17 protein-coding genes are annotated in these 22,896 nt (G+C 70.3%); 8 read left to right on the top strand and 9 right to left on the bottom strand.

All coding sequences use genetic code 11. The annotated features are described in order from the left end of the window. Window positions 1-10 precede the first annotated feature (10 nt). A complete protein-coding gene (locus OIE67_RS54755; protein WP_326635221.1) occupies window positions 11-2,083 on the top strand; it encodes a S9 family peptidase in 2,073 nt (690 codons plus the stop codon). A gap of 179 nt (window positions 2,084-2,262) precedes the next feature. Here OIE67_RS54755 and OIE67_RS54750 read toward each other — a convergent pair whose 3' ends face one another. Beyond that, window positions 2,263-2,424, bottom strand: coding sequence for a hypothetical protein (locus OIE67_RS54750; RefSeq protein WP_326635219.1), 162 nt, complete (start codon window positions 2,422-2,424; stop codon window positions 2,263-2,265). A 388-nt stretch (window positions 2,425-2,812) separates the two neighbouring features. Here OIE67_RS54750 and OIE67_RS54745 point away from each other — a divergent pair, with 388 nt between their 5' ends. Further along, the gene (locus OIE67_RS54745) at window positions 2,813-4,360 is read left to right on the top strand and encodes an alpha/beta fold hydrolase (protein WP_326635217.1); all 1,548 of its coding nucleotides are present in this window, start codon (window positions 2,813-2,815) and stop codon (window positions 4,358-4,360) included. A gap of 356 nt (window positions 4,361-4,716) precedes the next feature. Here OIE67_RS54745 and OIE67_RS54740 read toward each other — a convergent pair whose 3' ends face one another. Both OIE67_RS54740 and OIE67_RS54735 read right to left on the bottom strand, forming a co-directional pair. After that, on the bottom strand, window positions 4,717-6,504 hold the full coding sequence (locus tag OIE67_RS54740; RefSeq protein ID WP_326635214.1) for an ABC transporter ATP-binding protein: 1,788 nt from the start codon (window positions 6,502-6,504) through the stop codon (window positions 4,717-4,719). 272 nt (window positions 6,505-6,776) lie between these two features. Further along, window positions 6,777-8,465: an ABC transporter ATP-binding protein gene (locus OIE67_RS54735; RefSeq protein ID WP_326635212.1), complete on the bottom strand. Its 1,689-nt coding sequence runs from the start codon at window positions 8,463-8,465 to the stop codon at window positions 6,777-6,779. A gap of 142 nt (window positions 8,466-8,607) precedes the next feature. On the opposite strand from OIE67_RS54735, the gene OIE67_RS54730 reads away from it, so the two are divergent. The 6 genes from OIE67_RS54730 to OIE67_RS54705 all read left to right on the top strand — a co-directional run bounded on the left by OIE67_RS54730 (window position 8,608) and on the right by OIE67_RS54705 (window position 16,527). Beyond that, window positions 8,608-12,114 carry a nitrate reductase subunit alpha gene (locus OIE67_RS54730; RefSeq protein WP_326635210.1) on the top strand — a complete coding sequence of 1,169 codons (3,507 nt, stop codon included), beginning with the start codon at window positions 8,608-8,610 and terminating at the stop codon, window positions 12,112-12,114. A gap of 5 nt (window positions 12,115-12,119) precedes the next feature. Continuing rightward, a complete protein-coding gene (narH, locus tag OIE67_RS54725; protein ID WP_326645807.1) occupies window positions 12,120-13,712 on the top strand; it encodes a nitrate reductase subunit beta in 1,593 nt (530 codons plus the stop codon). Then, entirely contained in the window at window positions 13,709-14,263 is a 555-nt protein-coding gene (narJ, locus tag OIE67_RS54720) for a nitrate reductase molybdenum cofactor assembly chaperone (protein ID WP_326635208.1), read from the top strand. Before narH ends, narJ begins: the two co-directional genes overlap by 4 nt. Beyond that, window positions 14,260-14,991, top strand: coding sequence for a respiratory nitrate reductase subunit gamma (narI, locus tag OIE67_RS54715; RefSeq protein ID WP_326635206.1), 732 nt, complete (start codon window positions 14,260-14,262; stop codon window positions 14,989-14,991). Before narJ ends, narI begins: the two co-directional genes overlap by 4 nt. Further along, window positions 14,988-15,608 (top strand): phosphotransferase, encoded by a 621-nt coding sequence (locus tag OIE67_RS54710; protein ID WP_106240775.1) that lies wholly within the window; start codon window positions 14,988-14,990, stop codon window positions 15,606-15,608. Before narI ends, OIE67_RS54710 begins: the two co-directional genes overlap by 4 nt. A gap of 115 nt (window positions 15,609-15,723) precedes the next feature. Further along, window positions 15,724-16,527, top strand: a complete 804-nt coding sequence (locus OIE67_RS54705) for an NAD(P)H-binding protein (RefSeq protein ID WP_326635204.1) — start codon at window positions 15,724-15,726, stop codon at window positions 16,525-16,527. Between the two features lie 86 nt (window positions 16,528-16,613). On the opposite strand, the gene OIE67_RS54700 is transcribed toward OIE67_RS54705, so the two are convergent. From OIE67_RS54700 to OIE67_RS54675, 6 genes are all read right to left on the bottom strand, one after another. Next, window positions 16,614-17,285 carry a phosphotransferase gene (locus OIE67_RS54700; protein WP_326635202.1) on the bottom strand — a complete coding sequence of 224 codons (672 nt, stop codon included), beginning with the start codon at window positions 17,283-17,285 and terminating at the stop codon, window positions 16,614-16,616. Window positions 17,286-17,351: 66 nt separating this feature from the next. Next, window positions 17,352-17,768 carry a DUF305 domain-containing protein gene (locus tag OIE67_RS54695; protein WP_326635200.1) on the bottom strand — a complete coding sequence of 139 codons (417 nt, stop codon included), beginning with the start codon at window positions 17,766-17,768 and terminating at the stop codon, window positions 17,352-17,354. Window positions 17,769-18,143: 375 nt separating this feature from the next. Then, on the bottom strand, window positions 18,144-18,989 hold the full coding sequence (locus OIE67_RS54690; RefSeq protein WP_326635198.1) for a DUF1996 domain-containing protein: 846 nt from the start codon (window positions 18,987-18,989) through the stop codon (window positions 18,144-18,146). A 529-nt stretch (window positions 18,990-19,518) separates the two neighbouring features. Further along, window positions 19,519-20,229 carry an HNH endonuclease family protein gene (locus OIE67_RS54685; RefSeq protein ID WP_326635197.1) on the bottom strand — a complete coding sequence of 237 codons (711 nt, stop codon included), beginning with the start codon at window positions 20,227-20,229 and terminating at the stop codon, window positions 19,519-19,521. Then, window positions 20,226-21,506 (bottom strand): AAA family ATPase, encoded by a 1,281-nt coding sequence (locus OIE67_RS54680; protein ID WP_326635195.1) that lies wholly within the window; start codon window positions 21,504-21,506, stop codon window positions 20,226-20,228. The genes OIE67_RS54685 and OIE67_RS54680 overlap by 4 nt, the downstream gene beginning before the upstream one ends. 199 nt (window positions 21,507-21,705) lie before the next feature. Continuing rightward, window positions 21,706-22,893 (bottom strand): RtcB family protein, encoded by a 1,188-nt coding sequence (locus OIE67_RS54675; RefSeq protein WP_326635193.1) that lies wholly within the window; start codon window positions 22,891-22,893, stop codon window positions 21,706-21,708. Window positions 22,894-22,896 lie beyond the last annotated feature (3 nt).

The raw sequence follows: 22,896 nt of genomic DNA, 5'->3' as shown, positions 1-22,896 counted from the left end.
GATTGAGGCCATGAGCGAGAGCTTCCCGCGCCTGTCTGCCAGGACCCGCCGTTTCACCCTGGGCGTGCCCAGGGGCTTCACCATCTCCCCCGACGGCGACCGGGTGGTGTTCCTGCGCACCAGGTCGGGCACCGATCCGGTGACCTGCATGTGGGAGCTCGACACCGGCACCCATGTCGAGCGCCTGGTGATCGACCCGCGCACGCTGCACTCCGACGACGAGGACCTGCCGCCGGAGGAGCGCGCCAGGCGCGAGCGCAGCCGCGAGGCGGCGGGCGGCGTGGTGGCCTACGCCCCCGACGCCGGCCTGACCAGGGCCTGCTTCGCCCTGTCCGGCGCGCTCTACGTGGTGGAGCTGGCCGGCGGGCAGGCCCGTCGGCTGGAGACGCCCGGCCCGGTGATCGACCCCCGCCTGTCCCCCGACGGGCGACATGTCGCCTACGTCACCGGTGGCGCCCTCCGCGTCCAGGACCTGGCCTCCGGCACCGATCGCGCGCTGGCCGAGCCGGAGACCGAGACGGTCACGTACGGGCTGGCCGAGTTCATCGCCGCCGAGGAGATGGACCGGATGCGGGGCTACTGGTGGTCCCCTTCCAGTGACGCGCTCCTGGTCGAACGCGCCGACGAGGCCCCCGTCCGCGTGTGGCACATCGCCGACCCGGCCAACCCCGACCGTCCCCCTGTGGCCCAGCGCTATCCGGCCGCGGGCACGCCCAACGCGGTGACCGGGCTGTTCGTGCTGGGGCTCGACGGGTCGCGGGTGGCGGTGCCGTACGACGAGGAATACCTCACCACCGCGGCCTGGGACTCCCACGCGCTGTCCATCGTCACCCTCACCCGCGACCAGCGGACGATGCGGCTGTTCACCGTCGACCCGGTGACCGGCGCGTCCTCGCTGGTGCGCGAGGACACCGATCCCGCCTGGGTCGACATCGTCGGCGGCGTGCCCGCCCACCTCGACGACGGCTCGCTCGTGTGGGTGGCCAACTCCGAGGGCGGCCACCGGCTGTTCGTCGGTGACCGCGCCGTCACGCCCCCGACGCTACAGGTGCGCGCCGTGCTCGACGTCGATCACGACAGCGTGCTGTTCAGCGCGAGCGGCGACCCGACCGAGATCCAGCTGTGGACGTGGGACGGCCACTCGCTGCTGCCCGTGTCGACCCGTTCCGGGGTGTTCTCCGGGCGGATGTCGGGCGGGGTCGGCGTGCTGACCGAGCAGAGCCTCGACGCCGAGGGCGTCTCCACCACGGTCGTCCGCCGCGACGGCATGGCGGTGCCGATCCCGTCGTTCGCCGAGCGTCCCGGCCTCGACCTGCGGGTCTCGCTCGGCCGTTCCGGCCGACGCGAGCTGGCCACCGCCGTGGTGCTGCCCTCGTGGCACGAGCAGGGCTCCGGCCGGCTGCCGGTGCTGATGGACCCGTACGGCGGGCCGCACGCGCAGCGGGTGCTCAACCGGCGGGGCGCGTTCCTGGAGAGCCAGTGGTTCGCCGAGCAGGGCTTCGCCGTCATCGTGGCCGACGGCCGCGGCACCCCGGGCCGGGGCACCGACTTCGAGCGCGCAGTCCGCGGCGACCTGGCGAGCCCCGCGCTCGACGACCAGATCGACGCGCTGCAGGGCGTGGCCGAGCAATATCCCGACGACCTCGACCTGAGCCGGGTCGCCATCCGCGGCTGGTCCTTCGGCGGCTTCCTGGCCGCACTCGCGGTCCTGCGCCGTCCCGACGTCTTCCACGCCGCAGTCGCGGGCGCGCCGGTGACGGACTGGCGGCTCTACGACACCTGCTACACCGAGCGCTACCTGGGCCATCCCGAGCAGCATCCGGAGGCGTACGACAACTCCTCGCTGTTCGCCGACGCGGCCAAGCTCGAACGCCCGCTCCTGCTCATCCACGGCCTCGCCGACGACAACGTCGTGGCCGCCCACACCCTCCGCCTCTCCTCCGCCCTCCTGGCCGCCGGCCGCCAGCACAACGTGCTGCCGCTGTCGGGGGTGACCCACATGACGCCACAGGAGGTCGTGGCGGAGAACCTGCTGCTGCTCCAGGTGGAGTTCCTCAAGCGCTCCCTGGGCATCACGACCTGACGCACGTACGGCGGCGCGGCCCCTCCCCCACCGCGCCGCCGCACACCACCCACAACAGCCTCCCGGCCGCCGTACGCCAGCCCCCGGCCGCCATGCCCCGTGCGCCGTGCGCCATGCCCCGTGCGCCGTGCGCCATGCGCCGTGCGCAGGCACAGCACGCCGCCGTGGTCGGGAGTGCCTCACATGACGCCCGCGCCACCGTACGCCAGCCGCAACCATCCGGCCCACGTCCCCAACACGCCGCCGCGCGCGGTCACGGCGAGGAACCCGCAGCAACCCTCGCCCTCGACGACCTCGCCGTCTCTGGCGAAGACCTGCCCACCGGCGACGTCGGCGACCATAGTGCCCGCCCGGCCCGCACCGCCGTGCCCTCTACGGACACCACCTCCCTCCTCCCCGCCGCACACCCACCCTGCACCCGCACACCGCACGGGGACGAGGCACCAGCGATCCACCCATCACGGATGACCGCCCAGTCCACCCCGGCCCCTCCAACGAGACAACCCACCTCCCACCCCGACGTCCTGACCTGACCTCGCGTTCACCGAGGACACCCACGTCAGAGGCCACACTTCACGAAATTTCGAAGTATCGACCAACCCTCACAGCACCTGGTCGGTCCTCGACGATCAACCCACGGTCTGACAACTCCCGGTCTTACTTCCCCCTCCCATAAACCAAACCCCCGTCTGACGCGATGCCACCACCCCCTCCGGCATCGTGAACGCCATGCCCAACCCACACCCCTCCTCCCGTACGCGCCGCTTCGCTCTCCCCACAACCGTGCCCCTGGCGCTGACCCTCTCCCTGGCCCTGCTCAACGCAGGCATGGCATCCTCGCCGGCAGCCGCGCGGGCAAAACCCAGTCCGACCACCACCACAAGCCCGGCCACCGACAGCCCGTCCACTACCGCCACCACCACCAGCACCACCAAAAGTGCGGCCAAGAGCAGCAGCGGCGGCACGCTGAAATGGGAGTCCTGCCCCAATGACAAGATCGGCATGGACTGCGCCGACCTCCAGGTCCCAGCCGACTGGCACAAACCCGACGGCCGCAAGATCACCCTCAAGGTGGGCCGCCTCAAGGCCACCGGCACCTCGGAAGGCTCGGTCCTGGTGGCCTACGGCGGCCCGGGCGGCCCCGGCATCGCCCTGACCCAGTCCTCCCCCGATTGGTGGGCCAAGCTGCGCCAACGCATGGACGTCGTGACGTGGGACACCCGCGGCTACGGAGCCGACCAGTTCCAGGGCCTCAGCACTGGCCTGCCGTGTGTCTGGACCCGCGTCCCCATCGCCGACACTCCGAAGGACGACGCCGACTTCGGCCGCCTTTCCGACACCAACCGCGGCTACGCCGAAGCGTGCCGGCTCAAGGACCCGGAGCTGTTCGCCAACATGAGCTCGGCCGACCACGCCAGAGACATGGACGCGATCAGAAAGGCCCTCGGCGACGACAAGCTCAACTACTACGGCGCCTCCTACGCGGGCTTCTACGGCCAGGACTACGCCCGCCTCTTCCCCGGCCGCGTCCGCACCATGGTCCTGGACGGCACGTGGAGCCACAGCGCCGTCAACTGGCAGCGCGAGCTGGAGGAGATGGCCAAGTCCAACGAGCAGTTCATGCGGCGCTTCTTCACCTGGTGCGCCGCCAACGACTGCAAGGACGTCCCGGCGCTCTGGCGCGCGCTGATCGCCCGAGCCGACCGCACCCCCGTCCCCACCACGACGGCGAACGTCGCCTACAAGGCCCGTGACCTGCAGACCTTCGCCGTGGCCCTCGCCCGCCAGGGCTCCCCGGCCTGGCCCAAGCTGGCCACGGCGATCCGCAAGGCGAGCAAGGGCGACGCCTCCGACTTCGTACCGGCGAGGGGCGCCCGCTACCCCGACCAGGCGACCGGCGTCACCGAATGCACCGACTGGCCCCGGGTCGCCAACCGCAAGGAGATGACCTCCATCTTCACCCGCCTCCGCAAGATCGCCCCCAACACGGGCATCGCCGGCAGCAACGCCTCCGCCACCCTCAACTGCGTCGGCTGGCCCGTCCCGGTCACCAACCCACCTGCCGCCCTCCCCAAGAACCTGCCGCCCATGCTCGGAGCCGGCGCGTGGGGCGAGTCCGACGCCGTCGAACGTGTCCTGACCCAGGTCCCCGGCAGCGCCACCATCCACCACGACGGCCCCGGCCATACCCTCTACGGCTTCAACCCCTGTGCCCGCGACCACATCAACCGCTACTTCACCGACCGCACCCTCCCCTCCCGAAACACCAAGTGCTAACCAGCCAACCCACCTATCGCCCCTCACCCTTCGAGGGGCCATCCCACCAGCCACCGCCACGGTCTACGAACCCCACACGGCGTACTGATCCCGTGAAAGCACGCCCGACCACTGCAATGTCCCGCAACCGCGACACACCCTGGCCCCACCGCTACCGACGCTCCCTGACCAACGCCACAACCCGCCCCACCGCTGCCCCAGCCCCCGACCCACACCACGACCCTCCCAGCGGCCGCCCCGATTCCCCACCACCCCCACAACCCGCCCCACCGCTGCTCAAGTCCCCGACCGCCCCACAACCCGCCCGGACCCTGAACGGCAATGTTCCTGGTCAGGTGGTGTTACGCGTCGGAACGTCAGGAAGGGGAGGCGCTCGTGGTGGGGGTGGGGGTGGGAGTGGGCGTGGGGGTGCCGTGCCAGCTGCTCCACAGGGCCGCGTACGAGCCGCCTTCCGCCACCAGCTCCTCGTGCGATCCAAGCTCGATGATCTGCCCGTCTTCCACCACGGCCACCCGGTCGGCGTCATGAGCCGTGTAGAGGCGGTGGGCGATGGCGATCACCGTGCGGCCGTCCAGGACGGCGGCCAGCGAGCGTTCGAGGTTTCTGGCCGCCCTGGGGTCGATGAGGGAGGTCGCCTCGTCCAGGACGAGGGTGTGCGGGTCGGCGAGGACGAGGCGGGCGAGGGCGAGTTGCTGGGCCTGGGCGGCCGAGACGGCGACGCCGCCGGAGCCGACCTCGGTGTCCAGGCCGGACGGCAGTGCGAGCACCCAGTCGAGGGCGTCGACCGCCTCCAGGGCCTTGAGCACGGCGGCGTCGGCGGCGTCGGGGCGGGCGATGAGCAGGTTGTCGCGCATGGTGCCCTTGAACACGTGGTGTTCCTGGGTGACGAGGGCGACGTGCCCGCGCAGGTCGTTCAGGGGCAGCTCGACGAGCGGCACCCCGCCCACGGTGACCGATCCGGTGCGCGGCCCGTGGATGCCGGCCAGCAGTCGGCCGAGGGTGGACTTGCCGGCCCCGGAAGGCCCCACCATGGCCAGCCGCTCGCCGGGCTGGACGGTCAGGGAGACGTCGTGCAGCACGTCGCGGCCCGCGCGGTAGGCGTACCGGACAGAGGAGGCCTCGAGCAGTTCGCCGGCGGGCCGGGCCGTGGAGGGGACGCGGTCGTCGGGTACGTTGGCGACGCCTAGCAGGCGCGCCATGGAGGCGCCGCCGACCTGCAGTTCGTCGATCCACATGAGGAAGCGGTCGAGTGGGTCGACGAGTTGCTGGGCGTAGAGGGTGGCGGTGGTGACCTGGGCCAGCGTCACCCAGGAGTTGGTGTAGAACAGCCCGCCGACCAGCAGCGCCGTCACCATGGGGATGACGTAGCCGAGCTCGACGGCGGGATACCAGCGGGTGCGCAACCCCAGCGTGTACCGCTCGGCCGCGAACGACCGCGCGACGTCCCGGTCGGTGCGCACCCGCCGCCGCTCGCGCAGGCCGAGGGCCTCCACGGCGCGGGCGCCTTCGATGGTCTCGGCCAGGCCCTCGGTGATGTCGGCGTAGGCGGCGTTCTCGCGGAGGTAACCGTCGCGCGCCCGCCGCAGGTACCACCGGGTGGAGGCGGCGATCACCGGGCCGGCGAGGAGCATGGGCAGCATGAGCAGGGGGCTGGTCAGCAGCACCGCGCCGATGGTGATCACGAAGGTGACCACGGCGATCAGCGTCTCCGGCACGGCGTGGCGCACGGTGCGCGAGAGGGAGTCGACGTCGCGGGAGGTGCGGGTGATGAGGTCGCCGGATCCGGCCCGTTCGACGGTGGACAGGGGCAGGGCGAGCACCCGGTCCACGAACTCCTCGCGCAGCTCGGCCAGCACCTTCTCGCCGAGCTTGGCCGAGGCCAGCACCGCGTACCGGACGAGGATGCCCTGGAGCAGCAGGAACGCCCCGATGGCGGCGGCCACGACGGCGACGTTCACCTCGTGGCCGTACTGGAGGTTCTGCACCAGCTCGCCCAGCTGCCACGGCACCAGCAGCCCGGCGACGGCGGCCAGGCCGTGCAGGAGCAGGGCGAGGCTGAGCCGGCGCGGATATTTCAGGGTGAGCCGCCTGGCGTAGGCGCGCACCTGCTTCCGGTCGGCGACCGGCAGGATCTCACGGGACATCGATCTCAGCCCTTCGCCAGCAGGAGGAGGTGGGTTTGTGCGGGGCAGCGATCGGAGACTTTCGCGGGAGGTGGGCATGCGCGGGCCATCGATCGCAGCCCTTCGCCGACCGGAGGTGGGCTGGTGCGGGGCAGCGGTCTCGGCTCTATGCCGGCTGAAGGTGGGCTGGTGCGGGGCAGCGGTCTCGGCTCTATGCCGGCTGAAGGTGGGCTGGTGCGGGGCAGCGGTCTCGGCTCTATGCCGGCTGGAGGTGGGCTGGTGTGGGGCATCGGTCAGTCCTCTCCGCGCGTTACGGTGGCCGCGTACTGCGGGGAGGTGTCCAGGAGTTGGCGGTGGGTGCCCTCGGCCAGGACGCGCCCGTCCTCGACGTAGACGACGTGTTCGGCCCGGTCGAGGACCAGAGGGCTGGTTGTGCAGATCATGGTGGTGCGGCCGGCTCGGGCCTTGGCCAGGCGGTCGGCGATGCGGGCTTCGCTGTGGGCGTCGACGGCGCTGGTCGGCTCGACCAGGATGAGCACCTCGGGGTCGGACAGCAGTGCCCTGGCCAGCCGCAGCCGTTGCTGCTGCCCGCCGGAGAACTCGCGCCCGGCCTCGGCAACCTCGGCGTCGAGTCCTTCGGGCAGGGCGTCGACGATGTCGGTGGCGCAGGCGGCGTGCAGGGCCGCGCGTACCTCGTCGTCGTCGGCCCCGCCGCGTACGTCGAGCTCGTCGCGGAGCCGGCCGTTGAACAGCCGGGCGCCGTTGTCGGCGACCAGGATCCGGGAGCGGACCTGGTCGATGGGCAGGGTGCGCAGCTCGACCGCGCCGAACGTGACGTCGCCCTCGGCGTAGCGGCCGAGCCGGTCGGCGATGGCGGCGGCGTCGTCGGGGGTGGAGGCGGCGACGGCGGTGAGGGAGCCGGGTTGGAGCGTTACACCGCTGTAGGAGTCGCGCAGCACGCCGCCCTCGCTGCTGCCGGTGCCGCCGGTCATCTCGGGCTCGATGGACAGGATGTGGATCACCCGCCCGGCCGCGACATGACCCTTGGTGATCTTGTCGGCGGCCTCGGTGAACGTGCGCATGGGCCCGATGAGGAACACCGCGTACAGGTAGAACGCGACGAGTTGCCCGGTGGGGATCTCGCCGGCGACGGCGAAGGTGGCGCCGATGCCGGTGACGATCGCGATGAGCAGCCCGGGCAGGACGATCTGGGCGCCTTCGAGCACCGACTCGATCCCGGCGACGCGTACGCCCGCGTGCCGCACCCGCTGCGACTCGGCGCGGTAGCGCTCGGCGAAGACCTGCTCCCCGCCGATGCCGCGCAGCACCCGCAGCCCGGCCACGATGTCGGCGGCCCTGGTGGACAGCTCGCCGGACAGCTCACGCTGGACCCGCTGGCGGTTGTGCATCGGGCGCAGCAGCGGCCCGACGGCCACGGCCATGAGCGGCACCCCGAACAGCACGAGCAGCCCCAGCGGCAGCGAGGTGGAGATGAGGATCACGGTGACGGTGACGACGGCCACGACCGAGCCGACGCCGCGCAGCAGGATGTCCATGGAGCTGCCGATGTGGGCGATGTCGGAGTTGCCGACGCTGACGACCTCGCCGGTCGAGAGCCGCTTCGGCAGCGTGGCGCCGAGCCTGGCGGCGTGTCTGCTGGTCAGCTGGACGGTGCGGTAGGCGGCGGCGAGCCAGTTGTAGACGGCCATCCGGTGCCGCATGATCCCGGTGAACGCCTGCAGCAGCCCGAGCCCGAGCAGGATCGACGCCCACATGAGCAGCGCTCTGGTGTCCTTGGCCGTGACGGCCTCGATGCCCTTCCCGAGCACGGCCGGCATGAGGGCCTGCACCAGCCACCAGAGGGTGGCGAAGCCGATGCCCGCGAGCAGCTGTGGCATCTGCCGCCGCGCGTTCCACCACAGGTAGCGGAGCGGGCTGCGTAGATCGGGCACGCCGGGATCGGCCTCAGGAAGGGAGCGCATAGCCTGACCACATTGACAAGGTGCACCCTCTTCCGGCAAACCATTTTCGCAAAGTGGAACGACCCCCCGAGCGCCGAACTTTACGAAGTCAGAACATGCACCCTGTGTAACAGAGGGTCACTTTCTGTGATGAAGTGGGGGTGTGAGCGCCGAAGATCTCCTGCTGAAGACGGGCCGCTTCCTACGCCGTTCGGCCACCGGCCGTGACCTGCACACGCTCTTCCTCAAGGGCGGCACGGAAGGCGACGCCTTCTACCGTGACCGCTGGAGCCACGACAAGGTGGTCCGCTCCACGCATGGCGTGAACTGCACGGGTTCGTGCTCGTGGAAGGTGTACGTCAAGGACGGCATCATCACGTGGGAGACCCAGGAGACCGACTACCCCGGCGTCGGCCCCGACCGCCCCGAGTACGAGCCGCGCGGCTGCCCACGCGGCGCCGCCTTCTCCTGGTACACCTACTCGCCGACCCGGATCCGCTATCCGTACGCCAGGGGTGTCCTGGTCGAGATGTACGCGGAGGCGAAGGAACGCCTGGGCGACCCGGTGGCCGCCTGGGCCGAGATCACCACGAATCCGGAGCAGCGGCGCCGCTATCAGAGCGCCAGGGGCCGGGGCGGCCTCGTCCGGGTGAGCTGGGACCTGGCCACGGAGCTGGTCGCCGCCGCCCACGTGCACACCATCAAGACCTACGGCCCCGACCGCGTCGCCGGCTTCTCCCCCATCCCGGCCATGTCGATGGTCTCCCAGGCGGTCGGCTCCCGGTTCGTGTCCCTGATCGGCGGCACCATGCTGTCCTTCTACGACTGGTACGCCGACCTCCCGGTGGCCTCGCCGCAGGTGTTCGGCGACCAGACGGACGTGCCGGAGTCGGCCGACTGGTGGGACGCGGCGTACCTGATGCTCTGGGGCTCGAACGTGCCGGTCACCCGCACGCCCGACGCGCACTGGATGGCCGAGGCGCGCTATCGCGGCCAGAAGGTCGTGGTGGTCTCGCCCGACTACAACGACGCGGCCAAGTTCGCCGACGAGTTCCTGGCCGTGCGGCCGGGCACGGACGGCGCGCTCGCGATGGCGATGGGTCATGTGCTGCTGAAGGAGTTCTTCGCCGACCGGGACACCCCGCCTTTCACCGACTACGTCAGGCGTTTCACGGATCTGCCGTTCCTGGTCACGCTGGAGCGGCGCGGCGACGCGTACGTGCCGGGCCGGTTCCTCACCGCCGAGGACCTCGGCTCGGAGGAGGAGGCGGCCGGGTGGAAGACGGTGTTCCTGGCCGAGTCCGGCGAGCCGGTGGTGCCGAACGGCTCGGCCGGCTTCCGCTGGACCGACTCGGGCGAGGGCCGCTGGAACCTCGACCTCGACCACCAGCCGAGACTCACCCTGTACGACTCCCAACCCCCTCCGGAGTGCGCAGAGGTCCTGCTGCCCCGCTTCGACGGCGGCCGTTCGGTACGCAGGGGCGTCCCCACAAGGCAGGTGGCCGGTCGTACGGTCACGACCGTCTACGACCTGCTCCTCGCCCAGTACGGCGTGCACCGCCCGGGCCTCCCGGGCACCTGGCCGACCGGCTACGACGACGCGAGCGAGCCCTACACCCCCGCCTGGCAGGAGCCCATCACCGGCGTCCCGGCCGCACGAGCGGAGAAGATCGTCAGGGAGTTCGCCAGGACGGCCGAGGCCACCGGCGGCAGGTGCATGTTCATCCTGGGCGCGGGCACCACCCAGTGGTTCCACGGCGACACGACCTACCGCGCCTTCCTGTCGCTGCTGCTCCTGACCGGCTGCCAGGGCCGCAACGGCGGCGGCTGGGCCCATTACGTGGGCCAGGAGAAGTGCCGCCCGCAGGCCGGCTGGGCGCTGCTGGCGGGCGCGCTCGACTGGCAGCGCCCGCCGCGTCAGGTCCCGGGCGCCCTGTTCTGGTACCTGCACACCGATCAGTGGCGGTATGACCACTTCGACGCCGGTGAGCTGACCAGCCCGCTGGCCACGGGACTGTTTCGCGGCAGGCGTACGTCCGACCTGGTGACGGAGGCCGTACGCAACGGCTGGATGCCGATGGCGCCCGCGTTCGACCGCAATCCGCTGGAACTGGGCGAAGCCGAGGATCCGGTCGCGCACACCCGGGCGGAGCTCGCGGCGGGCCGGCTGAGGCTCGCCGCCGAGACTCCCGACGACCCGCGCAACTGGCCCCGCGTGCTGACCCTGTGGCGCTCGAACCTCCTGGGCTCCTCCGCCAAGGGCAGCGAGTACTTCCTGCACCATCTCCTCGGCGCGACGTCCAACCTGGAGCACCCCGATCCGCGCGCCCCCGCGGGCAAGCTGGACCTGCTGCTGACCCTCGACTTCAGGATGACCTCCTCGACGATCTTCTCGGACGTGGTGCTCCCGGCCGCCACCTGGTACGAGAAGCACGATCTGTCCTCGACCGACATGCACCCGTTCGTGCACGCGTTCAACCCGGCCATCAGCCCGCCCTGGCAGACCCGCACCGACTTCGCCGCCTTCCACGCCATCGCCCGTTCCTTCAGCGCCCTGGCCAAGGACCACCTGGGCGTGCGCAGGGACGTGGTGGCGCTGGCGCACCAGCACGACACCCCCGGCGAGCTGGCCGGACGCGCCCAGCCCGAGCTCGCGGTGGTCGAGCGTGACTATGGCGCGGTCGCGGAGAAGCTGGCCGCCCTGGGACCGCTGACGGAGAAGCTGGGCATCCCGGTCAAGGGTGTGACGCTCCGGCCCGACGAGGAGGTGACCTGGCTGGGCGAGCGCTGCGGCCTGGTGCCGCGCGGCGTGGCCAAGGGACGGCCGGAGCTGGACACCGAGGCCAAGGCGTGCGAGGCGATCCTCGCCCTGTCGGGTGTGAGCAACGGCCGCCTGGCCGCGCAGGGCTTCCGCCAGCTCGCCCGGCGCACCGGGCGGAGCTTCGAGGGCCTGGCCACCGAGGGGCACCGGATCGTCTTCGCCGACACCCAGGCCAGGCCGGTCCCGGTCGCCGCCAGCCCCGAGTGGTCGGGCAAGGAGTCGCACGACCGCCGCTACGCGCCGTTCACGATCAACGTCGAGAACGGCAAGCCGTGGCACACGCTGACCGGGCGCATGCACTTCTTCCTCGATCACGAGTGGATGCACGAGTACGGCGAGGCGCTGCCGATCTACCGGCCACCGCTGGACCTGGCCGCGTTGTACGGCGAGAGCGGCACCCTGCGCTACCTGACCCCGCACAGCAAGTGGTCGATCCACTCCGAATACCAGGACAACCTGCTCATGCTGTCGCTGTCCAGAGGCGGCCCGACGATCTGGATGTCCACCGAGGACGCCGCCGAGCTGGGGATCGCCGACAACGACTGGGTGGAGTCGGTCAACCGCAACGGCGTGGTCGTGGCCAGGGCGATCGTCTCCCACCGGATGCCGAAGGGCACCGTCTTCATGTACCACGCCCAGGACCGGCTGATCGACGTGCCGAAGTCGGAGGCCACGGGCCTGCGCGGCGGCGTGCACAACGCGCTGACGCGGGTGCTGATCAAGCCGACGCATCTGATCGGCGGGCACGCCCAGCTCTCGTACGGCTTCAACTACCTCGGCCCGACGGGCAACCAGCGCGACGAGATCACCACGATCCGGCGCAGATCACAGGAGGTGCGTTACCGGTGAAGGTGATGGCGCAGATCGCCATGGTGATGAACCTCGACAAATGCATCGGCTGCCACACCTGTTCGGTCACCTGCAAGCAGACCTGGACCAACCGGCCGGGCGTCGAGTACGTCTGGTTCAACAACGTCGAGACCCGCCCCGGCCAGGGCTATCCCCGCCGCTACGAGGACCAGGAGCGCTGGCGCGGCGGCTGGGAGCTGACCCGCGGGGGCAGGCTCAAGCCGAAGGCCGGCGGCCGGCTGCGCAAACTGCTGACCATCTTCGCCAATCCGCTCATGCCCTCCATCGACGACTACTACCAGCCATGGACGTACGACTACCAGAACCTCACCGATGCCCCGCTCTCGGACGACGTGCCCGTGGCGCCGCCCAGGTCGCTGATCACCGGCGACCCGATGAAGATCGAGTGGAGCGCCAACTGGGACGACGACCTCGGCGGCGACCCGAGCCCCGACCCGGTGCTGGCGACGGTGTCGGAGCAGGTCAAGCTGTCGTTCGAGCAGGCGTACATGTTCTACCTGCCGCGCATCTGCGAGCACTGCCTGAATCCTTCGTGCGTGGCCTCCTGCCCGTCCGGCGCCCTGTACAAGCGGGCCGAGGACGGCATCGTGCTGGTGGACCAGGATCGGTGCCGGGGCTGGCGGATGTGCGTGACGGGGTGCCCGTACAAGAAGGTGTACTTCAACCACAAGACCGGCAAGGCCGAGAAGTGCACGTTCTGCTACCCGCGCGTGGAGGTGGGCCTGCCCACGGTCTGCTCCGAGACGTGCGTGGGGCGGCTGCGGTATCTGGGCGTCCTGCTGTACGACGCCGACCGCGTCACGGAGGCGGCCTCGGTGGCGGACGAGCGTGATCTCTACCAGGCTCAGCTCGACCTGTTCGTGGACCCGTACGATCCGGCCGCCGAACGCGCCGGGCTGCCCGCCGACTGGCTGGAGGCCGCGCGCAGATCGCCCATCTACGACCTGATCAAGCGGTATCGGATCGCGCTGCCGCTGCATCCGGAGTACCGGACGCTGCCGATGGTCTGGTACGTCCCGCCGCTCTCCCCCGTCGTGGACGCCCTGTCCACCACCGGGCACGACGGCGAGGACGCCGGCAACCTGTTCGCCGCCATCGACTCGCTGCGCATCCCCGTCGAGTATCTGGCCGGGCTGTTCACCGCGGGCGATCCGGCGCCGGTGACGGCCGCGCTGCGCCGGCTGGCCGCGATGCGGTCGTACATGCGGGCGGTCAACCTCGGGCAGGACCCGGTCCTGCCCGACGTCGGCCTGTCCGAGGAGGAGCTGAACGCGATGTACCGCCTGCTCGCCCTGGCCAAGTACGACGACCGCTACGTGATCCCGACCGCGTACGGCAACGTGCCCGGCGTCGTGGAGGAGGGCGGCTGCAGCCTCGACTACGACGGCGGGCCCGGCATGCAGGGGCCGTTCGGGGAGGCGTCGGGGCGTCCCGTGCCGGTCTCGATCGAGAGCTTCCACGGCCTGAAGGAACGCCAGACCGGCGACGAGATCACCCAGGACCGGGTCAACCTGCTCAACTGGGACGGCCGCGGCGCTCCGGCCGGACTTTTCCCGCGAAGGAAAGGCAAGTCATGAACCCCGCCGTCGTCTGGCAGGCCGCCGCCCACCTGCTCGCCTACCCGGACGAGCGCTTCTGGCGCCGCCTGCCGCTCATCAGGGAGGCCGCGGAGCCGCAGTTCGCCCCGTTCCTGGCGCTGGCCGCGGAGCTGGGTCCCGGTGAGCTGGCCGCCCACTACGTGGACACGTTCGACCTGCAGCGGCGCTGCTGCCTCTACCTGACCTACTACACCGACGGCGACACCCGCCGCCGTGGCGAGTCGCTGGCCGCGCTGAAGCGCCGCTACCGGCTGGCGGGCTGGGAGCTGATGGAGGACGAACTGCCCGACTTCCTGCCGGTGCTGCTGGAGTTCGCCGCGCTGGACGAGTCGGGGGCCGCGCTGCTCAACGAGCACCGGGCGGGGCTGGAGCTCCTGCTCACCGCCCTGCGCGAACGCGACTCGCCGTACCGGCACGTGCTCGGCGCGGTGTGCGCGGCGCTGCCGCCGATCGGCGCCGCCGACCGGGCGCGGGCCGCCCGGCTGGCCGCGTCAGGGCCGCCGGCCGAGAGCGTGGGAGGCTACCGGTGAGCTGGGGCGAGAGCATGTTGTGGACGGTCGCGCCGTACGTCACCCTGGTGATCTTCGTCGGCGGGCTGATCTGGCGGCACAAGTACGACAAGTTCGGCTGGACCACCCGCTCCTCCCAGCTCTACGAGAGCCCGCTGCTGCGGGTGGCCGCCCCGCTCTTCCACTACGGACTCCTGTTCGTGATCGTCGGCCACGTGACCGGCCTGGTCGTCCCGCTCGCCTGGACCGGCGCCGTCGGCGTGTCCAACGAGGCGTACCACGCCAACGCGCTCATCTGGGGCGGCCTGGCGGGTCTGGCCACCCTGGCCGGGCTGGCCCTGCTGATCTACCGCCGCCGCACCAAGGGACCCGTCTTCCTGGCGACCACGGTCAACGACAAGGTCATGTACGTGGTCCTGGCGGCCGCCATCGTCACGGGGACGGTGACCACGATCGCGGGGTTCGTGCCCAGTGAGGTGAGCTATCGGACCACGGTCGCGCCCTGGTTCCGCGGCATCTTCACGCTGCGTCCGGATGTGGTCGCGATGAGCCACGCGAGCGATCTTTACAAGGTGCACACCGTGGTGGGGATGGTGCTGTTTCTCCTTTTCCCGTTCAGCCGCCTGGTGCACGCGCTTTCCGCCCCGCTGGGGTATTTGTTCCGTCCTTACATCGTGTATCGGAGCCGCTCGGATAGCGCGCCGAGGGGCCCGGGAGGCGTGCGGGTACGCCAGAATCGACCCTTGTGAAGCACGGGTACACCAACAGCACATTCGGCGACGGCGCCCTGGTCGTGAAGTGCTACCAGGGGCCCGAAGCGGCGTTTCGGCTGAGCACGGAGAGTCGTTACCTGCGCCGCCTGCGTGGCCGCCTGCCGGTCCCCCGCGTCCATCAGGTCACCTCGACCAGCCTGACCACCCGGTTCGTGGACGGCTCCCACGGCCAGGATCTCATCGACGACGGGCGGGCGGCCGAGGTGTTCGCCGAGTGCGGACGGATGCTGGCCCGTATCCATCGGCTCGGCATCGTCCATGGCGACTACGGCCCGCAGAACATGCTGTTCCACCCGGCCACGATCGAGACGGCCGCGATCCTCGACTGGGAGTGGGCCCATCCCGGCCGACCGGTCGAGGACCTCGCCTGGCTGGAGTGGATCGTCCGCAGCCACCATCCCGAGCAGGCGCCCCTGCTCCCGCATTTCTTCGCCGCGTACGGCGACGACGTCCCCGGCTGGCCCGACCGCCAGGCGGCCATGGTGGCGCGCTGCCGCGACCTGCTCGACTTCTGCGCCCGCTGGGAGCCGGGGGGCGACGGCGAGAAGCTGTGGCGCGAACGCCTCGACACCACGGCGGCCTGGACGGAGTAGCCGGTCGGCGCTCCTGACGCGTTCTGCCCGGCGGCGTCCTCTCCGGCGGGACTTCCTGGCCGAGCGGCCCGCGCCCTTGACGGGTTCTGTCGGTGGCCTTTGCTTGACTACGGGCATGACCAGCCAAGTGATTCTCGTGCTAGGCGCCACCGGCTCCACCGGCCGCCGTGTGGCGGAACAACTTCAGGCCGCCGGTCATCGCGTCCGCGCCGCCTCAAGGACCGCTGAGACCCGGTTCGACTGGTCCGATCCCACCACGTGGGAGGCCGCCGTGTCCGGCGTGTCGGCGCTCTACCTGATGGCCCCCGACGGCACCCCGATCGATCCCGCGTTCGTGTCGCTGGCCGTCGAGCAGGGCGTCGAGCGCATCGTGCTGCTGTCCAGCGGCGGCATCGAGACCATGGGCGACGAGCGGCTGCTGGCCGCCGAGCGCACCGTCCGCGACAGCCCGGCCGGGTGGACGATCCTGCGGCCGAGCTGGTTCGACCAGAACTTCGACGAGGGCTTCCTGCGGCCCGCGATCATGGCGGGCGAGCTGGTGCTGCCGATCGGCGACGTCGGGCAGGGCTTCGTCGACGCGGGCGACATCGCCGCCGTCGCCGCCACGGCCCTCACCGAGGGCGGCCACGCCGGGCAGACCTACGAGCTCACCGGGCCGCGCTCGCTGCCGTTCGCGGAGGCCGTGGAGATCGTCGGCCGGGCGAGCGGCCGCGAGGTGCGCTATCTGGGCGGCGACGAAGACTACATCGCGGCCAACGGGTTCACGGGCGAGTCGATCCAGGCGACCAAGGCGTTCGCCGCCCTGCGCGCCCTCGGCGACCAGCCGGTGACCGAGACGGTGGCCCAGGTGACCGGCCATCCACCGAAGTCCTTCGAAACCTACGCCAAACAGGCCGCCGCCAACGGCGCCTGGCGCTGACCACGACCCGCTCTCTGGCCACGGCACGCGGCGGAACCCCGCGCGGTCGCGGACGCCTGGCGCTCACGACCCCCAGGCGGATCGGGTCAGGAGGCCAGCTCACGCACCAGCGTCACCGCTTCGCCCAGGAGGTCGATCTCCCGGTCGCTGAGCGTCGGGTTGGCGTTCCGGATCGCCGCCGCCTCGTCCAGAGGATCGCCCACGTCCAGGGCGTCACCCAGCTCGGTAACCAGCGCGGCCAGCGCCGCGCGGGCCTCCTCCGGCGCGCCGATCTCCTCGTCCACGGCCACCTGCGCGATGATCAGCGCCGACAGGGCGCAGTCGAGCGCGGGTGGCCCAGGCCGGGAGTTGGCCCAGTCGATCACCACCGGCCCCTGCGGGGCGAGCATCACGTTGTCCGGATGCAGGTCCAGATGCAGGACCCGATCACCCGGTTCGCCCGGCTCCATGGGCGGGATCTCGTGCAGCCGCCGCAGTAACCCCGCCAGCATCCGGCCCACCTGCCCCGCGTCCGCCTTCCCCGTGGCGAACGCCTGCAACAGGGTCGGCCCTCGCACCAGGCTCATCACCAGGTCGGTGGAGCGCCCCTCGCCGGGGAAGACCTCGGGAACGGGGTAGCCGTGCTCGGCCACGTACGCCATGACCGCCGACTCCTGGCCGGCGTCGCCGTCGTACCGGTAGCGGCGCAACACCCGCCCGCCGCCGATCGCGTACACGTCGGCACTGCGCCCGGCCCCGAGCAACTCCCCGATCCGCATAGGGTCAACCTACGCGCTGACCACAGCCGAACGCGTCCAGACGAGACAGCCGCACCACAACCCGATTCATCGGGCGATCCGGTCCAGCTCGGCCAGTTCTTTCGTGTGCTCACCGGCCATCGCCTTCGCCAGCTCCCGCACGCGCGCCGCACCGCCGGCGTCGCGCTCGCCGTTCGCCACCAGCACGAGCTGATTCAGGTACGCCCGCAGCAACGCGGTGAAGCGCCGTTCGAAGGCGTCGCCGCGCTGCCCGTCCAGGGCACGCAGTTCGTCGGCGGTGGGCATGCCGGGCATGTCGTGCAGGGCATGCGGATTGTCCCCGGTGACCCCGGCCTCGGCGAGCAGCGCACGCAACCGCCCGCGCCCCTTCTCGTGCGCGGCGCCGAGCCGACGGGCCAGGTCGGTCAGCGGCCGGCCGGCGCGGTCCGGAGTCAGCTCAAGCAGCGGCACGACCCGCCCGTGCAACGCCTCGGCGAGCTGCAACCAGGCCAGATCGGTCGGGCTGAACCCAGCGGCAGCACTCGCACCGGCCGACCCCCCTGAGTCGACCCCGTGAGAGCCGGACGCGTGAGAACCGGACGCCTGAGAATGAGACGCCTGAGAATGAGACGCAGCAGGAGCAGACACCACGTCGGCCGGGCCCCGAGCGGAAGCAGAGCAGCCCACGAGGGCAAAGCACACAACCACCACGACCGACATCAACCCACATCTCAGCACCGAAACCACCCTCAGGCGAATAGCCCGGGCGGGCGGGAAGGGACGCCCGCCCGGGCAAGATCTACGACGACCGCCTGCCCGCGCCTGATGACCGGCCCAACGACAGACCGCTCGCCGGCGTCGAACACGTGACGACCGGCCCTACGACGGCCGCCCGTCGGCGCCGCACTTGATGACCGGCCTGATGCAGTCACGCACCCGGCGCTCCATCTCCGCGGCCGGCCAGGCGTTGAAGAAGTCGCCGTGCATCGTGAACCCGCCGCCGGAGGCCAGCCGCAGCCGCGAAGGATCGCCGGTCACGGGGTAGCGGATCACCTGCCGCAGCTTCGGCACCGGTACCGGATGGCTGCTCGGGCACTGCAGGCCCACCGGATAGGCCATGTGGCTCTTGTGGTCGGCGGAGTCCAGGTCCCGCCCGTTCCAGCACTGCGGGAAGTCCAGGTACGACTCCAGCATCGTCCCGGACGGGCAGTTCACGAAGTCCTTGGAGGGAGGAACATGCCCGGCGTGCAGGCAGGACCACCGGGAGATCGTCGTGTCGTCGGGCCCGGTCGCCCTGGCGTTTCCGGCCACGATCCGCAGCCCGAGCGGCAGCGGCTGGGTCCTGGCGACGATGTCGTCACGTACGCCCTCGCCGAGGTAGTAGAACGTGATGATGGCCGGCTCCACGGGAGCGTTGTCGCGGTAGAGGGTCGGCACCCAGTACGACGACTTGTCCACCGCCGGGTTGCAGTTGGTGGCGCCCCGCTGCAGGTCGGCGAGCTGAGTGTGGGCGTTGGTGACGCGGCTGCCGAAGAAGCTGTGCATGTGCGAGGCCCCGGGCAGCCCGGGGAAGACGATCGGGTCGTCGGGCAGCCGATGGCTGAACGGGCAGTCGGCGAGGAACTCCGCCACCCGTACGGGCTCGGCCGAGGCGGGCCCGGGGGCCACGGCGAACGTGGCGAACAGCACGGACAGCAGGGCGATCAGTCGTGAGAGGGATGACATGGCGGCTCCCTTGATCATGGATAGACCTGTGCGCGATCGACGAGCATCGGCGGCGGCGTTCTCGGCGGCGTTCTCGATGGAGGCGGACTCGCCCGCGAACAGCGGGACGCCACCGGCACGGGCGGGCACCGCGGACGCGCCGGCGATCTGGCGCCCGCTCCAGCAACGAAGGCCGCCAGGCGGCGCAGGGGTGAGCTCACGAGGTCTCCGTCAAACTGGGGGGTTGGTTCGAGGGAGCGCTCCCTGAAAGGAGCGTGCTCGCCTCCCGACCCGCTGTCAAGACATCGGTTAACCCAACCGAAACCTCCCAGAAGCGGCCGAGCGCCTTCCTCCGCTACCCAGCAACCGATCTACCAGCGACAAAGCCCTCTGATCGACAACCACCCGCCACACCCGGCCACCGCCAGAAACACCCCCATAAGCCCCACCTTGACTCCCCACTCGACCACACTTCCCCATTTCAGGGAGCGCTCTCTTATCTGTCGGCCTCCGGCGCCGTCCGCCTGACGCCCAGCCCCGACCCGGACGATCACCCCTGCGAGACGCGCAGAGCCGCCAAGACCTCTGGGCCGCCCAGGACGATGTCCGCTCCCGGCGCCGCCACGATCCGATACATCGCCTGCAGCACATCGGCGAACGGCTGCTCGTAGAGGGCGTTCAACATCCGGATCGCCTCCTGGCTCCTTCCGGAGCCCCGCAGATGGAGATAGTCGCGGAGCATGGCCTGACAGCGCGGAAAGGCGAGTTCCCGACCTCGCCGCAGATCTGCCCGATTCAGCTGAAAAACCTCAATGGTCGCCTGCCCCTTGGGCGTGCTCCAGCGATACGTACCGGTCGTCAGAATCAACCTAAGGTGATCAAATGGGTCGTCGACCGACGGATCGACGAGCAGTGATCTCCCGAGGTTGTCGACCGGATACTGATCCCGTTTGGCGTTGCTGTTGCACGACGAACAGGCCAGCAGGTGGTTCATCCAGTCGAAGGCGCGGAAGGGCGCCGATCCGATCGGCTCGAAATGGTCGATGTCCGTGCCCCGGCTGTCGCCGCAGTACATGCACCGCTCTATCGCCGTCGACATCCGGCGCAACACCGAACGAAGCTGCGCCCGCTCCGTGGAAGCGGCACGCCAGGATCGCCGGGCGACGCCGGGGCCGGCGCCCGACTGCTTCAGCGGCTCCGTTCGCTCGAGCAGCTTGAGCGCCAGTTCGGCATCGAGGTTCGTACGGTGGACGCGGATCAATCCTGTCTCCTCAGGCGCGCGGACACCTCGTCCACACGAGCCGAGAGCGAGCTCTCCAGCATCTTGCCGAGCTTGCGGTAGTCCTCGATCTCCGCCTCAGAAGCGGACCCGCTCAAAACCTTCTCCTCAAGGTCCCCGAGCTGCCGTCGGACATCTTCCGCCCGGGTCGAATACGGGCTGTCGACGCCGAAGAGTTCGGTCAGGATCGCGTCGTCACCGGAGCCGAAGACGACCCGCTCATAAAGATCCCTGTGCACCACGTGCGCCGATTTCGGCTCGCGTGGTCCGGGCAGCGCGATGAGACCGTTCAGATCAGCGGTCTGGCACACGTACGGGCTGTGCGTGGTCACGATGAACTGCACGAGGGGGAAGTGACTCGTCAGCCACTCACCGATTCTCTTCTGCCAGCCGACATGGAGATGGTTCTCGATCTCATCGATGAGAATCACGCCTGGATAAGCGAGTGTCGGGGTGTCTCCCTGATAGGTGACGCGCAGGCTCCCGTACGCCAGATGCATCTGCCGGATGATGTCGACGACAACGGCTGTGACCGTTCTGTAGCCTTCGCTCATCTGCCGGAGGGAGGTTTCGGCGCCATCTCCCTGCCGCACCCACAGCCCGTCCGAGTCGACCCGGACGACTTGGTGATCGTCAGGGAGCATCCCGTCGGCCAGCAGCGACAGAACGACCTCCAGGAGTTCCGCCGCGCCGGTGCGGCCCTCCAGCTGGTACAGATGCTGCTCGATGAGCCAGCCGACCCCCTCCGTGAGGGTGACGTCCTCGTCGAAGAGGGTGCGCAATCCGGCGTACATCACGGAGCGAGGCGATTCTCCGCGCCCGAACGCATTCGGCGAGAGCCTGCGGAACGGCCCGTAACCCGCGAAGAACCAGCCCTCGCCCGGGCCGAAGCGGAGTGCCCCGATGTTTTTTCCTCTGCCACGCGAGCCCGCGGACCGTGGCGGCACATAAGGATGGCCCTCGTCGTCCCATCGCAATTCGAAAACCTGCGGCCCGAAATCGAGTCCGCTGTCGAAATTCGAATCCTGTACGACGGTGACGGCGATGAGCGCCTGTTCGCCCGTCCGCCTGCCGCTCCATACGTCCCAGCCGCGAATGAAATAATCGCCGACGATGCCCAGGGCGATCGCCTGCAGAAACGTCGTCTTCCCTGATCCGTTCCGACCGGCGAGGACGGTCCATCCCGCATAGGTCCCGTCCGGCCTGCTGAAGTCGAGCGCCACCTCTCGTGGCCCGGAAAATCCGCGGAATCCTTGCACGACAAGCTGTGAAATATACAAGTTGATCCCTCGTCCCGGGACTGCACGTGATCCACGCACTCTACGGGAATCGAGCCGATGAGCTGCTACGAGCTACATCCTGGCCTGCACGCTTGTCGGCGTCCACACGAGTCGGAAAAGCGAAATGGCCGAGCAGGGGCCGGTCCGACGGGACCGGCCCCCGCTCGCCTGGCGAAGCTCAGCCCTTGATGCAGATGAGCTGGCGGAGGTGGGCGACGACCTGGACCAGGTCCGTCTGGGCCGCCATCACCGACTCCAGATCCTTGTAGGCCCCCGGGATCTCGTCGATGACCCCCGAGTCCTTGCGGCACTCCACGCCCGCCGTCTGCTCCTGCAGGTCCTTGACGGTGAACGTCTTCTTGGCCTTGTTCCTGCTCATCTTCCGCCCCGCCCCGTGGGAGGCGGAGTTGAAGGCGGCGCTGTTGCCCAGGCCCTTGACGATGTAGGTGCCGGTGGCCATCGAGCCCGGGATGATGCCCAGGTCGCCGGAGCCGGCCCGGATCGCGCCCTTTCTGGTGACGAGCACGTCCACGCCGTCGTACCGCTCCTCGGCCACGTAGTTGTGGTGGCAGGAGATGGGCTGCTCGAACGTGATGTTCGGCAGGTGGCGGCGCAGCACGTCGCAGACCAGGCCCATCATGAGCGAACGGTTGCGCCGCGCGTAGTCCTGGGCCCAGAACAGGTCGCGCCGGTAGGCGTCCATCTCCGGGGTGCGGCCGAGGAAGACCGCCAGGTCGCGGTCCACCAGGCCCTGGTTGTGCGAGAGGCCGCGGGCCACCCCGATGTGGTGCTCCGCCAGCTCCTTGCCGATGTTGCGCGAGCCCGAGTGCAGCACGACCCACACCCAGCCCTCGTCGTCGGCGCACACCTCCAGGAAGTGGTTGCCGCCGCCGAGCGTGCCCATCTGCGCCTCGGCGCGCTCGCGCCGCGCGTGCACGGCCGGCGCGAGGTCGTCGAAGTCCTTCCAGAACTCCGCCCACCCGGCCGTCTTCATCCCGTGCACGTTGCCCGGATCGACCGGCCGCTTGTGGTGGCCGAACCCGACCGGCACCGCCTGCTCCAGCTTCCCGCGCAGGTAGGCCAGGTTGTCGGGGAGCTGCGAGTCCTTGTACGTGGTCTTCACCGCGGTCATCCCGCAGCCGATGTCCACGCCGACCGCCGCCGGCGAGACCGCGTCCTTCATCGCGATGACCGAGCCCACCGTCGCGCCCTTGCCGTGGTGCACGTCCGGCATGACGGCGACACCGTGGACCCACTCGAGGTTCGCCACGTTACGCAGTTGCTGCATCGCCTGCGGATCGACCGTCTCGGGCTCTGCCCACATGCGCAGCGGCCTCCTGGTTCCGGTCACCTCGTTGTACGTCATCTC

Source organism: Nonomuraea fuscirosea (genome assembly GCF_035917475.1).
GTDB classification, from domain to species: domain Bacteria; phylum Actinomycetota; class Actinomycetes; order Streptosporangiales; family Streptosporangiaceae; genus Nonomuraea; species Nonomuraea fuscirosea.
Note: the sequence above shows the minus strand (reverse complement) of the source record. Positions and strands in the feature narration are given on the sequence as shown.

What these genes read in the sequence shown, in the direction of transcription:
- OIE67_RS54755 (WP_326635221.1), top strand. Translation starts at nt 11, where the DNA reads ATGAGCGAGAGCTTCCCGCGCCTGTCTGCCAGGACCCGCCGTTTCACC.
- OIE67_RS54690 (WP_326635198.1), bottom strand. Translation starts at nt 18,989, where the DNA reads ATGTCATCCCTCTCACGACTGATCGCCCTGCTGTCCGTGCTGTTCGCC.
- OIE67_RS54735 (WP_326635212.1), bottom strand. Translation starts at nt 8,465, where the DNA reads ATGCGCTCCCTTCCTGAGGCCGATCCCGGCGTGCCCGATCTACGCAGC.
- narJ (WP_326635208.1), top strand. Translation starts at nt 13,709, where the DNA reads ATGAACCCCGCCGTCGTCTGGCAGGCCGCCGCCCACCTGCTCGCCTAC.
- OIE67_RS54750 (WP_326635219.1), bottom strand. Translation starts at nt 2,424, where the DNA reads ATGGTCGCCGACGTCGCCGGTGGGCAGGTCTTCGCCAGAGACGGCGAG.
- narH (WP_326645807.1), top strand. Translation starts at nt 12,120, where the DNA reads ATGGCGCAGATCGCCATGGTGATGAACCTCGACAAATGCATCGGCTGC.
- OIE67_RS54705 (WP_326635204.1), top strand. Translation starts at nt 15,724, where the DNA reads ATGACCAGCCAAGTGATTCTCGTGCTAGGCGCCACCGGCTCCACCGGC.
- OIE67_RS54745 (WP_326635217.1), top strand. Translation starts at nt 2,813, where the DNA reads ATGCCCAACCCACACCCCTCCTCCCGTACGCGCCGCTTCGCTCTCCCC.
- OIE67_RS54675 (WP_326635193.1), bottom strand. Translation starts at nt 22,893, where the DNA reads ATGACGTACAACGAGGTGACCGGAACCAGGAGGCCGCTGCGCATGTGG.
- OIE67_RS54700 (WP_326635202.1), bottom strand. Translation starts at nt 17,285, where the DNA reads ATGCGGATCGGGGAGTTGCTCGGGGCCGGGCGCAGTGCCGACGTGTAC.
- OIE67_RS54740 (WP_326635214.1), bottom strand. Translation starts at nt 6,504, where the DNA reads ATGTCCCGTGAGATCCTGCCGGTCGCCGACCGGAAGCAGGTGCGCGCC.